The organism is Nocardia sp. NPDC003963 (assembly GCF_053605105.1).
The window spans coordinates 79,913-93,102 of sequence record NZ_JBSGIP010000002.1; the positions used below are offsets into that span (position 1 = coordinate 79,913).

Annotated in this window: 12 protein-coding genes; 4 read left to right on the forward strand and 8 right to left on the reverse strand. The window is 68.5% G+C overall.

Annotation, left to right across the window (positions count from 1 at the left end; translation table 11 throughout):
* Positions 1-18: 18 nt before the first annotated feature.
* Positions 19-639, reverse strand: coding sequence for a riboflavin synthase (locus ACWEWT_RS08995; RefSeq protein ID WP_452557774.1), 621 nt, complete (start codon positions 637-639; stop codon positions 19-21).
* 665 nt (positions 640-1,304) lie between these two features.
* On the opposite strand from ACWEWT_RS08995, the gene ACWEWT_RS09000 reads away from it, so the two are divergent.
* The gene (locus ACWEWT_RS09000; protein ID WP_452557775.1) at positions 1,305-1,766 is read left to right on the forward strand and encodes a hypothetical protein; all 462 of its coding nucleotides are present in this window, start codon (positions 1,305-1,307) and stop codon (positions 1,764-1,766) included.
* 41 nt (positions 1,767-1,807) lie between these two features.
* Here the strand turns inward: ACWEWT_RS09000 and rpe are convergent, their stop codons facing one another.
* A complete protein-coding gene (rpe, locus tag ACWEWT_RS09005; RefSeq protein WP_452558081.1) occupies positions 1,808-2,476 on the reverse strand; it encodes a ribulose-phosphate 3-epimerase in 669 nt (222 codons plus the stop codon).
* Between the two features lie 483 nt (positions 2,477-2,959).
* On the opposite strand from rpe, the gene ACWEWT_RS09010 reads away from it, so the two are divergent.
* The 3 genes from ACWEWT_RS09010 to ACWEWT_RS09020 all read left to right on the forward strand — a co-directional run bounded on the left by ACWEWT_RS09010 (position 2,960) and on the right by ACWEWT_RS09020 (position 6,621).
* On the forward strand, positions 2,960-3,382 hold the full coding sequence (locus ACWEWT_RS09010) for an ATP-binding protein (protein WP_452557776.1): 423 nt from the start codon (positions 2,960-2,962) through the stop codon (positions 3,380-3,382).
* A 116-nt stretch (positions 3,383-3,498) separates the two neighbouring features.
* On the forward strand, positions 3,499-4,272 hold the full coding sequence (locus ACWEWT_RS09015) for a SigB/SigF/SigG family RNA polymerase sigma factor (protein WP_452558082.1): 774 nt from the start codon (positions 3,499-3,501) through the stop codon (positions 4,270-4,272).
* A 198-nt stretch (positions 4,273-4,470) separates the two neighbouring features.
* Positions 4,471-6,621 (forward strand): molybdopterin oxidoreductase family protein, encoded by a 2,151-nt coding sequence (locus ACWEWT_RS09020; RefSeq protein ID WP_452557777.1) that lies wholly within the window; start codon positions 4,471-4,473, stop codon positions 6,619-6,621.
* Positions 6,622-7,125: 504 nt separating this feature from the next.
* Here ACWEWT_RS09020 and ACWEWT_RS09025 read toward each other — a convergent pair.
* The 6 genes from ACWEWT_RS09025 to ACWEWT_RS09050 all read right to left on the reverse strand — a co-directional run bounded on the left by ACWEWT_RS09025 (position 7,126) and on the right by ACWEWT_RS09050 (position 12,995).
* Entirely contained in the window at positions 7,126-7,482 is a 357-nt protein-coding gene (locus ACWEWT_RS09025; protein WP_452557778.1) for an MmcQ/YjbR family DNA-binding protein, read from the reverse strand.
* Positions 7,483-7,549: 67 nt separating this feature from the next.
* Positions 7,550-8,890: an RsmB/NOP family class I SAM-dependent RNA methyltransferase gene (locus ACWEWT_RS09030; RefSeq protein WP_452557779.1), complete on the reverse strand. Its 1,341-nt coding sequence runs from the start codon at positions 8,888-8,890 to the stop codon at positions 7,550-7,552.
* 575 nt (positions 8,891-9,465) lie between these two features.
* Complete coding sequence (gene fmt, locus ACWEWT_RS09035; protein WP_452557780.1) at positions 9,466-10,386, reverse strand: methionyl-tRNA formyltransferase; 921 nt, start codon at positions 10,384-10,386, stop codon at positions 9,466-9,468.
* Positions 10,386-10,928, reverse strand: coding sequence for a peptide deformylase (gene def, locus ACWEWT_RS09040; protein WP_452557781.1), 543 nt, complete (start codon positions 10,926-10,928; stop codon positions 10,386-10,388). The genes fmt and def overlap by 1 nt, the downstream gene beginning before the upstream one ends.
* A gap of 304 nt (positions 10,929-11,232) precedes the next feature.
* A complete protein-coding gene (locus tag ACWEWT_RS09045) occupies positions 11,233-12,201 on the reverse strand; it encodes an esterase/lipase family protein (protein WP_452558083.1) in 969 nt (322 codons plus the stop codon).
* Positions 12,202-12,320: 119 nt separating this feature from the next.
* Entirely contained in the window at positions 12,321-12,995 is a 675-nt protein-coding gene (locus ACWEWT_RS09050) for a PadR family transcriptional regulator (protein ID WP_452557782.1), read from the reverse strand.
* Positions 12,996-13,190: the final 195 nt, after the last annotated feature.

The following is a 13,190-nucleotide window of genomic DNA, read 5'->3' on the forward strand; positions in this document are numbered from 1 at the left end:
CGGGTGCGGCCGGAGTCGTCAGCCGCGCTGCTGGAGGCGTTCGACATACTTGGCGATCACATCGACCTCGAGATTCACGATCGTGCCCGGTGTGGACGCACCCAGATCGGTGAGGCTCAGGGTGGTCGGGATCAACGAGACCTCGAACCAGTCCCGGGTACCGTCGGCGGCCGGGGTATCGGTCCGGCCGAGCCCGGAGACGGTGAGCGAGATGCCGTTCACGGTGATGGAACCCTTCTCCACCACATACCTGGCGATCGCGTCGGGCAGCGATACCCGGACCACCTCCCAGTTGTCCTCCGGTGTCCGGGCCAGGATGGTGCCGGTGCCGTCCACGTGCCCCTGCACGATATGGCCACCGAGGCGGCTGTTCACCGCGGCCGCGCGCTCCAGATTGACCCGTGAACCGGGTTCGAGACCGCCGATACTCGACCGGCGCAGCGTTTCACCCATCACATCGACTGTGAACGCCTCGTCGAGGACATCGACGACAGTGAGACAGACACCGTTGACCGCGATCGAGTCACCGTGCCCCGCATCGGAGGTGACCAGCTTCCCGCGGATCGTCAGCCGTGCCGCGTCGGTCAGCTGTTCGCGGGCGACGATCTCGCCCAGTTCCTCGACGATGCCCGTGAACATGTCTTCTCCCGTTTTCGCGTCGGTGTTCCGCATACGGAACGGCGGGAGAGGTACCGAGTATTCCCAGCTCGCCGTCCACCCTCAGACTAGTGGCCCGTTCACGGGCCCGGCCATGACGTCGGCCACCCACCGGACACTGCGATCCCGGCAGCAGGAAGCAGACGGGGCAAATCCGGAAATTTTACTGTTCAGAGACCGTGGTCACATTTCCCCGATATTCACCCATACCACTTACGACGGGCCGCAATCCGGTCCGGACCGGACCCGTCAACCGTCGCTTTCCCCGAACGAGACCGCATCGAAACCCGAAATGTTTCTCGATTTGCACGCTCACAACAGCTGACGCAATATTGTGAGGTGACCGGTTCACCCACCTCGACCGACCCGTGGTGCGGCCGGACGCAGTATTCGTACGAGGACGGCCACCGCCGCGGAACACCGTGCGCCACAAGCCTTCACAACGACAGCTGGATCCGCCCGAAGACAGCCCGGGCCGGGTACACCCCGCCCCGCTGTGGCGATCCGGCGTCTCTCGGCCCAGCGACAGTGTTGTCCGGGCAGCGGATCCCCCCGGTGGCCACACCGGCCGGATCCGTCCGATATCCGCCCCGGCGGATCTCATAGCCCCAGCCAGGCACGCCACCACTCGAGGAAGCCGAACCGCAATGACCACTTTCACCGAAACCGCCCTGGAACGACACTGCCGGCGGTACCGGGAGAAGGATCTGCTGCCGGCGGTGGTCGATCCGGTATCCGCACGGATCCTGCTGCACGTGGGCGCCACCTACGGTGCGGTCACCATGCCGACCGAACTCGGCGAGCCGGTACTGACCCGACTGCGGTCGGCCGGGATCGCCGGTCCGGTATTCGCCCACCCCCGGGCCCGGCGCTGGACCTTCCTCACCGGCCCCACCCGGCACGACGAATTCACGGCCACCGCGGCCGCCGAACTCTTCCGGCTCTACACCACTGTCGCCGGCACCGGCAGCCAGATCGTTTTGCCGTCCGCCGAGGACGAGGCCAGCGGATATCGGCTATGGGTGGCCGGACCGGACGCGCTGGGCACCCGCCCACCCCAGCACGCGGTGATCGACGCGACCCGCGAGAGCGCCCGCGGCCTCCGCTAGCCCGGACCGCCCTTCACCGCGACCGGCGGTATCCGGCCCCACTACACGACGTGATGCGCCGGTCGGCAGGCTTCGGCCTGCCGGCGCAGTTTCTCCACGGTGGCGCCGGGATCCGCGGTGTTGTAGACGGCCGAACCCGCCACGAAACAATCGATCCCCGCGGCCGCCGCCTGCTCGATGGTGTCGGCATTGATCCCGCCGTCGATCTCCACTACCAGCCGCAACTCGCCCGCGTCCACCAGACGCCGCACGATCCGGGCCTTTTCCAGCACCTCCGGAATGAACGACTGCCCGCCGAACCCGGGCTCCACACTCATCACCAGCAGGGTGTCGAAATCGCGCAGGATCTCCAGATAGGGCTCGATCGGGGTATTCGGCTTCACCGACAGTCCCGCCTTGGCCCCGGCGGCCCGGATATCGCGGGCCACGGCCACGGGATCCTCGGTCGCCTCGGCGTGAAAAGTCACGTTGTAGGCACCCGCCTCCGCGTACGGCGGCGCCCACCGGCCCGGATTCTCGATCATCAGATGGCAGTCCAGCGGAATATCGGTGGCCTTCAGCAGGCTCTCCACCACCGGTAGACCCAATGTCAGATTCGGGACGAAATGCGCGTCCATCACATCGACGTGCAACCAGTCGGCGGTCGACACCGCATCGGCCTCATCGGCCAGCCGGGCGAAATCCGCGGACAGAATCGACGGGGCGATCATCGGCACCGTGGGACGGGTGAACGTGGGCTCGGACGCAGTCACAGCCGGAGTGTATGGCTGTGTCTGTTTCCCCGCCTTCGGCGGGGTGGTCGGGGCCCTGTTGACCCCGGTTCTTCACTCCGCCGCTCAGTCGCTTCGCTCCTTCGCTCTGTCGCTCCGGAACCGGGGCGGGCCCCGACCATGTATGCGGACCATCCGGGGCAGGAGGGGTGGGTGGATCGGAAATTCGTCGCGGAGTGCGGCGTGCACGACTTCGCCGGTGTTCGACGGTGAACTGCCTCTGCACGAGCCCTCCCCGCCGCCGCATACCGTCGGGCGCCCTTGTTTCCTTGAGATCGGACGGTTCCGGTGGGTGCTTCCGGCCGCGGAAGGTGGTATTCGCTGGGGGTCGCGGCCGTCGGCGACCGCGTATCGCGGCCGGGTTCGGCCTGCGGGCGTGACCCGCTCCCCTCTTTGCGGGGGTTCGCCCATACACTCGGCTGCGTGATCAATACTTCGGCGGAACAAGGGCTCCACGGTGCCCCGGTGGAGATTCGGGTGGCGGCATCGGTGACACAGTTGCCGATCGTGCGCGGTCTCGCCGAGACCCTGGTCCTGCTCAGTGATTTCACGTTGGACGAGGTCGCCGATATCCGGCTGGCGGTGGACGAGGCGTGCTCGACGCTCATCGGCCTGGCGGCGCCGGATACGAGCCTGCAGTGTGTGTTCAGCATCGGTGAGACCGAACTGCGGGTACAGGTAGCCGGGGTGGCGGCACGGGAGGGGCTGCCGGACGCGCGGAGTTTCGGCTGGCATGTACTGCGCACGTTGACCGATTCGGTGGACACCCGGCAGGAGCCCTTCGATCAGCAGGTTTCCGGATATCCGACAGCGGTCGAGTTCCGTCGGGTCCGGGGGAAAGCGTAGTGACCGAGCAGGAGAAGCCGCTCGAATCTCCCGGAGACGAGCAGCAGCCGGATTCGGCGAACGAAACCGACACCGCCGAAGCCGACGCCGAAGCCGATACCGAAACCCGGGCAGAACTGGAGAATTCGTCCTCGGCTGGTGGGTACGACGATGTCGCGGACCTGTTCGTCCGGCTGGCCGGGACCGAACCGGATTCGACGGAGCAGGCGTCGCTGCGCAACGAATTGATCGCGCGCTGCATTCCGCTGGCCGACCATATCGCCCGCAAGTTCAGCGGCCGCGGCGAACCGTTCGACGATCTCACCCAGGTCGCCCGGGTGGGCCTGGTGCACGCGGTGGACCGTTTCGATGTCTCGCGCGGATCGAACTTCCTGTCGTTCGCGGTACCCACCATCATGGGCGAAGTCCGCCGGTACTTCCGCGACAACACCTGGGCCATGCGGGTGCCGCGCCGGGTCAAGGAGACGCATCTGCGGATCGGCGCGGCGGTGGATTCGCTGTCGCAGTCGCTGGGGCGCTCGCCGACGGCCAAGGAGATCGCCGCCGAACTGGATGTGGATCCGGACGAGGTGACCCAGGCCGTCATCGCCGGTAACGCCTACCAGCCGACCTCGATCGACGCGGCCTCGGTGGGCCGCGATACCGATGCCTCGCTACTGGACACTCTCGGTGAGGAAGAGGCCCAGTTCGACCGGGTCGAGGAATACGTCGCTATCCGGCCGCTGCTGGCCGGGCTGCCCGAACGGGAGCGCCGCATTCTGACCATGCGGTTCTTCGAATCGATGACCCAGACACAGATCGCACAGCAGATGGGTATCTCGCAGATGCACGTCTCGCGCATTCTCGCCAAAACGCTGGCGCGGTTGCGCGAACAATCGTCACGGGAGTAGCCCGCGCACCTGTTGTGCCCACTTCGCCGGTCGGTCTACTCTCATTCATGAGAGCATGAGTGGGAATTTGTCTCAACCGGCCATCACCGAACAGCCCACTTTTCTCACCAGAGCAACCGATCAGCCCGGATCAGCCCGTAATCCGGCGCTCCTGCGGGTCGCGCGTCGACGACGACGCGGCGGAAGGTGAAGTGAGTTATGACCGCTGAAACCATCGCCCGGCAATGCACCCTCTGCGAGGCGCACTGCGGCATCCTGGTGACCGTCGAGGATACGAAAGTCGCCAAGGTCGAAGGTAATCCCGACGATGTGCTGTCCAAGGGCTACATCTGCCCCAAAGCCACCGCCATGGCCGGCCTGCACGACGATCCGGACCGGCTGCGCACCCCGGTACGCAGGGTCGGCGACGAGTTCGAGCCCATCGGCTGGGACCAGGCGTTCCACGAGATCGGCACCCGCCTGCGGCAGGTCCGCCGCGACCACGGACCGCATTCGGTGGGTATGTACCTGGGCAACCCGGCCGCGCACAATTCGGCGATCATGTACGCCTTCGCACTCCGTATGGCACTCATGACCCGCAATTTCTATACGGCCTCGTCGATCGACCAGTTCCCGCAGGAATTCGTGGCCTGGCAGATGTACGGATCGAATTTCCTGATGCCCATCGCCGATATCGACCGCACCGACCGGATGGTGATCATCGGCGCCAATCCCGCGGTATCCAACGGATCGGTCACCACCATGCCCGGCGCTCGCGACCGCATCAAAGCGGTACGCGCCCGCGGCGGCACGATCGTCGTGATCGACCCCCGGCGCACCGAAACCGCCCGCCTGGCCGATGAACACGTCTCCGTTCTGCCCGGCGGCGATCCGTACCTCCTGCTGGCCGTACTGCACGTGCTGATCACCGAGGATCTGTGCGACCGGACCGCAGTGCGTACCCAGTGCTCCGGTCTGGACGAGCTACGGGAACTGGTCGCCGATTTCACACCCGAGGACGCCGCCCCCCACGCCGGCGTGGACGCCGAGACGATCCGCCGGCTGGCCCGCGAGCACGCGGCCGCGAAATCAGCGGTGGTGTACGCCCGGATCGGCGTATGCCAGACCCTGACCGGCACTGTCACCCACTGGCTGGTCAACACCATCAACGCGCTCACCGGGAATCTGGACCGGCCGGGCGGCCAGATGTACGCCACCCCGGCGGTGGATCTGCTGCCGCTGGCGCGCCGGATGTCGCCGCACTACGGCGCCTGGACAGACCGTTCCGGAAAGTACAAATCGTTCCGGTTCGAACTGCCGGTCGCGGCACTGGCCTCGGAAATCCTCGACGAGGGCCCGGACAAGATCCGTGCCATGATCACCTACGCCGGCAATCCGGTCCTGTCCACCCCACAGCGCGGACAGCTCGACAAGGCGCTGGGATCGCTGGATTTCTATGTGGCGGTGGATATGTACATCACCGAAACCACTCGGCACGCCGACATCATCCTGCCGCCGCTCTCGCCACTGGAACGCGAAGACCTCGACATCCTGCTCACCATGTTCAGCGTGCACAACAATATTCGCTTCAACACACGAGCGATCGCACCGGAGAACGACGGTCTCGAGGACTGGGAGATCATGGCGCGGTTGACCACCGAGATCCTGCCGCTCCCACTGCGCTCGCTCAGCGGCCGTGCGCTCAACGCGGTATTCGCCCGATTCAGCCCGCTACGCGCGGCGGCACTCGGTATGGCGGTCGGCCCACACGGTGTCCTGCGTCGCGGACGTAAGGGCGTCACGTTGAAGAAGGTGCGCGCAGCACGCGGTGGTATCGACCTGGGCCCGCTGCAACCGCGCCTGCACTCGCTCATCGCCACCCCCGACCACAAGGTCCGGCTGGCACCGAGGCAGTTCGTCACCGAGGCACACCGGCTGCTCGCCGAGGCACGCGCGGGCGGCGCGGACCGCGACCAGGGCTTCGACCTGCGCCTCATCGGCCGCCGCCACCTGCGCAGCAACAATTCCTGGCTACACAATGTGCCGTCGATGGTGAAGGGGCGCGACCGCTGCACCGCGCTCATGCACCCCCGGGACGCGGACGCCCGCGGACTGTCCGACGGCGGACGGGTCACGGTGAGCTCACCCATCGGCTCCATCGTGGTCCCGGTGGAGATCAGCGACGATATCCGGCCGGGTACGGTCGCCATCCCGCACGGCTGGGGCCACGGCGAACCGGGTGTGGGCTGGACGGTCGCGGCCGCGGTACCGGGCGCGAACGTCAACCTGCTGCACGACCCGGAACAGGTCGACCGCATCTCCGGCAATGCCGCCGTGAACAGCACCTGGGTGAAGGTCCACGCTGTGTGATCGGCCCCGCCTTCGGCGGGGCGGGTGGGGCCCTATTAACCCCGGTTCTTCACTCCTTCGCTCCAGAACCGGGGCGGGCCCCACCTGCGAATGTGGACCATTCGGGGTAGGCGGAAGGTGGTGCCGAGCCATGCCCCGAGCAGCCGGGTGGGACCCACCGATCCGTAGCAGCTACCGATCTGCTGACGGCACCGACAGACACGAACCGGTCGCCACGGCTCCGGAACTCCGGAAGACGCGACTCCTGGACCGGCTCGGCGTCGCCGCGTATGTGGACGCGCTGATCGATCACGCAATGTTCGATGCCACCTCCGACCAGCAGCGGATACTCGAAACGGCCCGAACCGCTGTCAGAGACGAGCACCGACCCTCCAGGCAGACCGTCTGGAGCGGGAGCGCGGTGTGGGCGGCAACGACACCGGAACAGTCCGGGAGTTCACACACCGCCGGTGCCGGACGTTCGTCGCCGGAAACGACCTCCGCGCGGTCGGGTGCCTCGGGCGTCTACTCGTTGTCGCCGGCGCGCTCCCGGGCACGGCGCAACCGAGCCGGGGCCACCAGCCACCAGGCGGCGTCCAGGAGTTCCCGTAGCTGCTCCGGATCGACGCGATCGAGATCGATGAGGATGTAGGGGTAGCCGTCGTAGTGCGGGGTGGTGTAGAAAGCGCGGTCACCGGAGGTGAGCAGCGCCTCCTTCTCCGCCATCTCGCAACGTAGCGCCAGACCGCCCTCGGCCTCGGTGCGCAATCGCGCGAAACTCTTGCCGGCGGCTTTGAGCGCGGGGGTGCGGTAAGAGGTCGATTCGGCGACCTCCGGCAGTTCCGTGGCCAGTCGTACCACGTTCGACCAGGTGATACCCATGGGTCAAGTGTGCCGGGCGCGGGCGCGGCAGGCTTGGAAATCCGTCGCCGATCGCCCGCGCCGACGGCTACGAGGGTTTGCGCAGGGCGGCCGCGAACATGGCGTCGGTTCCGTGCCGGTGCGGCCACAACTGCACCGCGGGCCCCGTACCGAGGCCGGTCACACCGGGCAGCAGCGGGCGGGTGTCCAGCTGTTCGGCGCCGGTACGGCGGACCGTATCCGCTACCACGGCAACGGTTTCCGGCAGGTGGGGCGAACACGTCGAATACACCATGACACCGCCCGGGCGCAGCAGGTCCCAGGCCGCGGTCAGCAGTTCCCGCTGCAGCGTGACCAGATCGGCGATATCTCCGGGGGTGCGCCGCCAGCGGGCCTCCGGACGCCGGCGCAGCGCGCCCAGACCGGTACAGGGGGCATCGACCAGGATGCGGTCGTAGCCGGGGGTCAGGCCGCTGTCGCGGCCGTCGGCGATATGCACCTGTACCGGCAATCCTTTGGTCGCCGTGCGGACGAGTTCGGCCCGGTGCCGGGCCGGTTCCACCGCGTCCACCCGGTATCCGTCGATATCGGCCAGCGCGCCGAGCAGTACGGTCTTACCGCCGGGCCCCGCGCAGAGGTCCAGCCAGCGGCCCCCGTCGGCACCGTGCAGAGCCGCCCGGGTGAGCGCGAGAGCCACGAGCTGGCTGCCCTCGTCCTGGACCGCGGCCATCGACTCACGCACCGGTTCCAGCGCACCGGGATCGCCGCCCTCCAGGTACACCGCATACGGTGACCAGCGCCCTTCCTCACCGCCGGTGACCAGGGCGAGTTCCTCCGCGGTGATATCCCCGGGGCGGGCCACCAGATGCACGAGCGGGCGCGCGTCGTCGGCAGCGAGCAGGTCGGACAGTTCACCGGCGTCGGCGCCCAGCGCATCGGCGAACGCCTGGGCGATCCACACCGGATGGGCGTATTCGAAGGCGAGCCGACCGATGGGATCGGCCGGGGCCAGCCGTTCGACCCATTCGCGCGGGTCCCGCTCGGCGACCCGGCGCAGGACCGCGTTGACGAATCCGGCTCGGCTCGAACCGGATTCGGCCCGCGCGAGCTCTACCGAGGTGTGCACGGCGGCATGGGGTTCCACCCGGGTGCGCAACAGCTGGTAGGCCCCGAGTCGCAGAATATCGAGCAGCGAACCGTCGATCTCGTCGATCGTGCGTCCGGCGCAGTCGGCGATCACCGCGTCCAGCACGCCCAAGGCCCGGCAGGCACCATAACCGAGTTCGGTGGCCAGGGCGGCATCGCGTCCCTCCACGCGGTACTCGCGCAGCAGTCCGGGCAGAACCAGATTGGCATAGGCATCGCGGTCGCGTACGGCACGCAGGGTCTCCAGCGCGACAGTGCGCGCCGGATCCGCCGGTGTGGGCACCGGCCTGCTCGTCCGCGCGGGGCCACTCCCCCGGCCGGCCCGGTCCCGGCCCGCCCCCGGCCCGTCGGCCCGCCCGGCACCACCGCGGCGCTGCGCGGGCGCCGGACCGGTCCGCTCGCCACGGCGGTCGTCCCGGCCGCCACCGGTGCGGCGCCGGCCTTGATCCGCTCCGTCGGCACCGGTTTTTCGGCGGGCGCCCCTATCCCCCGGACCCGCACCGCGCCGGCCGCGGGACTCGTCTGTGTCCCGCTCGGGACGGCGGGCCCCACCGGCATCGTGACCGGTTCCGGTGCCGCCGCGCTGTGGCCGGGGAGCACCGCCGGTATCGGGCCTGTCCCGCCGCGGCGATCCTTCTCCCGCGTTGTCCCGCGGCCGGCCGGCGCGGCGCGGCGCGTCCGCGCGGTCACTCTGCCGGGTACCTTCCGAACGATCCTCCCGGCGGGAATCCGCCGGCCGCCCGCTCTGGCGCGAACCCGGCGGACGTTCCCGCGATTCACCGCCGGCTGCTTCGGACTCCGGGCGCCGGGGTTCGCCGTGGCGGCGGAAGCCCCGGGGCCGGTCGCCGCCCGAGCCGGTCATTCGACCACCGCGCCGGGCGCCAGGCGGGCACCGCGCGCCCAATCGAGCGCGGCCATCATCCGTTTTCCCTGCGGTTGTACCTGGTCGAGCCGCACCGCCGTGGTGGCGGTCCCGATGAAGACACCGCTCTTGCGTACCTCGATCTGCCGTTCCGGCAGCACCTCTTCGACCAGTTCCACCGGCCCGAGTTTCACTCGCGTCCCGGCCACGACGGTCCAGGCCCCCGGGAACGGGGTGACCGCGCGGATCGCGCGACCGACCGCCAGCGCGGGCTGGTCCCAGCGCACCTGCGCCGCCTCGACGGTGATCTTGGGCGCGTAGGAGACTCCGTCGGCGGGTTGCGGAACCGCCTGCAGCGTCGCGTCCTCGACTCCGTCGAGAGTTTGTTCCAGCAGCGCCGCGCCGCTGTCGGCCAGCCGGGCCAGCAGATCCGCGGCCGTATCGGTGACCCCGATCCGCTCGGTGACCACCCCGTAGACCGGTCCGGTGTCCAGACCGGTCTCGATCAGGAAGGTGGACGCCCCGGTGATCTCGTCACCGGCCGCGATCGCTGCCTGGACCGGCGCCGCCCCGCGCCAGGCGGGCAACAGCGAGAAATGCAGGTTGATCCAGCCGTGTTTCGGGATCTCGAGCACCCGGGCCGGCAGCAGTGCGCCGTAGGCCACCACCGGGCAGCAGTCGGGCGCCAACTCCGTGAGCGCCGCGACGAATTCCGGTTCACCGGGCTTACCGGGGGTGAGAACCGGGATACCGTGCTCGTCGGCGAGCTGACCGACCGGCGAGCGCTTCAGCTTGCGGCCGCGCCCGGCGACCGCATCGGGGCGCGTCACCACGGCGACCACTTCGTGCCGGGAGCCCAGCAGCCGGCGCAGTGAGGGAACCGCCGGTTCGGGAGTGCCGGCGAAGACGATCCGCATCAGCGGTCCCGCTCGGCGAGTGCGCGGCTGGGCCGGACGGTCAGCCCGGCGATGAACCAGTCGGATTCACGAATCGTGCGCATGGCCTGCTTCCGGTCGGGGGGATCGAGCCGATCGATGAACAGCGTGCCGTCCAGATGATCGGTTTCGTGCTGAACACACCGCGCCAGCAGACCTTCGGCCTCGAATTCGACCGCGTTACCGTCCATATCGACACCGGTCGCCCGTACCCGCAGCGCCCGCCGTGTGTCGTGGTTGACGCCCGGAATCGACAGACAGCCCTCGGGGCCGATCTGTTCCTCCTCGTCCAGCGCGGTCCAGCTCGGGTTGATCAGATGCCCGCGCGCATCGCGGGTGTCGTAGACGAAGACCCGCAGGCCGACACCGATCTGCGGGGCCGCCATCCCGACCCCGCCGTCGTCGTACATCGTATCGGTCAGATCGGTCACCAACTGCCGCAGTTCGGGCCCGAACTCGGTGACCTCTGCCGCGCGGGCTCGCAGGATGGGATCGCCGAAGAGGCGGACGGACTGGACGGTCACGGTAGCTCCCGAAGACATGTGGCAGGGCGGAAAGTCCTCATTCTAGGTAGCCCTTTACGGCCACGTTCACAGCGTCACCCTCGCCGAGTTCCACACAACCCTGTACCGGTCCCCGCGGGGAGGTCGCGGTCGCCCGGTCCGGAGCGGCGGAGCCGGGCAGACCGAACAGATGGGCCCCGGTCCCGGAGCATCGGAGCGGAGGAGCGCAGCGACCGATCCCCGGAGAAGCGGGGTCCGACAGGGCCCGCCTCACCGGAGGCCGCGCAGAAACGAACACAGCCGGCCCCGGCGCCGAGCGTCGCGATCAGATATTGCCGCCGATGATCACCTCTGGGATCCCGGTGCCCAGCGCGACCGGTACGCAGACCGGTTCGGGCGCGTGCGCGGGGTCCAGGACCTGGAGCAGGAGTTGGTAGACGTACGGGTCGTAGACCATGTGGAAGTGGCCGGTGAGATCGACCGGGCAGCGGTCCTGCAGGACGATATTGACGGCTCCGGGCCCGCGCAGGGCGATGTTCTCGAACGGCTGGATCACTTCGTCGACGCGGCTGCCCACCGTGGTGTACCGCACCCCGGGCACAGTATCGCCGCCCGCGTTGAGTGCCAGCATGAACGGCGATCCCTGCACCTGCTGGACCGCCGCCACCGAAACCGCCTTCGCCGCCAGGTCGAGCGCCCCCGGGATCTGCTGGGCCGGCGGTACCAGTCCGTACAGGACGCCACCGTAGGTGGGTGAGGCGAGGCCCACCCAGTTGTGAACCTTCGGCGCGCCGCCGAGTTTGTTGGTGTAGTAGCGGGTCACATTGGCGCCCTGGGAGAACCCCACGAGATCGACCTGCGGGGCGCCTGTCGCGCCGCGGACACCGTCGACGAACTGGGCGACCTGATAGGCGCTGAGCACGATGTCCTCGGTGCCGTAGGTTCCGGCGCCGGGTACACCGCCGTAGTTCAGCGCGAAGACGCAGAAACCTTCGTCCACCAGCTGTGGTCCGATGACCGACCAGTCCGTGTAGACGCTCGCGTCGGTGCCGTGCGCGAGGATCACCGGACGCGGATGGGCCGCGTCCGGGACACATCCGAAATCATTGACACCGCGCGGCACCGCATTCGGATGGGATTTCGTATAGAGCACCGCACCCAGGTGGTCGGGTTGCGGTGGAGCCGGGTCGGTGGGGATCACCGGGGGGAGATATCCGGCCGGCTGAGCGGTGCCCTCGACCGTTCCGAAAAGCACCGACCCAGCCAGTGCGACCGCCACGGTCACCGCCCGCAGGACGAACCTGCCGCGTTGTGAACCGTCCCACCCCTTCGGCCATAGATATTGTTTCACTCCCTAATCTTCTACCCTGCCGACTCGCCGGAAAACCGGTGGCCGAGGTTTTGATCACCCCGTTACTTTCCGGATTCCTCGTCACCGGCGAGGATGCGGTACAACGCTTTCCGCGCCTCGGTGAGCACGTCCGCCGCCTTGGCGGCCTGCTCCGGCGTACCCGCGGCGGCCACCTGGGCGACCGCGCCCATGAGCGGGGGGACCAGGGCGCGCAGATCGCTGGTGTGCTCGCCGACGCCCGCCTTGACATCGGCCCACGGATCGCCGAGTTCCGCGCGGTGCTCGGTGACATGAGCGGTGCCTGTCTCGGTCAGTTCGGCGGTTTTCCGGCCGGCCACCTTCTCGATGGTGATCAGACCTTCGTCCTCCAGCTGGGACAGGGCCGGATAGATGGATCCCGGGCTGGGCCGCCAGAGGTCGTCGCTGCGTTCGCGGATCTGCTGGATCAGCTCGTAGCCGTGCATGGGCCGCTCGGTGAGCAGCAGCAGGATCGCCGCTCGTACGTCACCGCGCCGGCCGCGTCCACCGCGACCCCGGCCACGACCGAAGCCCGGACCGAATCCGGGCCCGAAACCCGGGCCGAACCCAGGTCCGAAACCTCCGCCGAAGCCGGGTCCGAATCCGGGTGGGCCACCTTGCCGGAACTGCGGCCCACCGGGACCGAAGCCGCCCGGACGGGGCCCGCGGCCGCGGCGGCCGCGACCCTTACGAAATTCTGCGTTCTCGATGTTCTCCATAGCAGCCTCCTGAGCTACTCGATCGGTTTGTGTAGCATCGACGATATATCGACAATCTATCCAACGCAACCCGCTGCCCGGAAAATTCCATGACCGGCGGTCGGAGGCAGGGGAGAGAAACAGCACCAGGACTCGACGGGAGCAGCAGCATCTCGCGACTACGCGGGCCGCGCGTGATCGCTGCCTGTCGGTGCG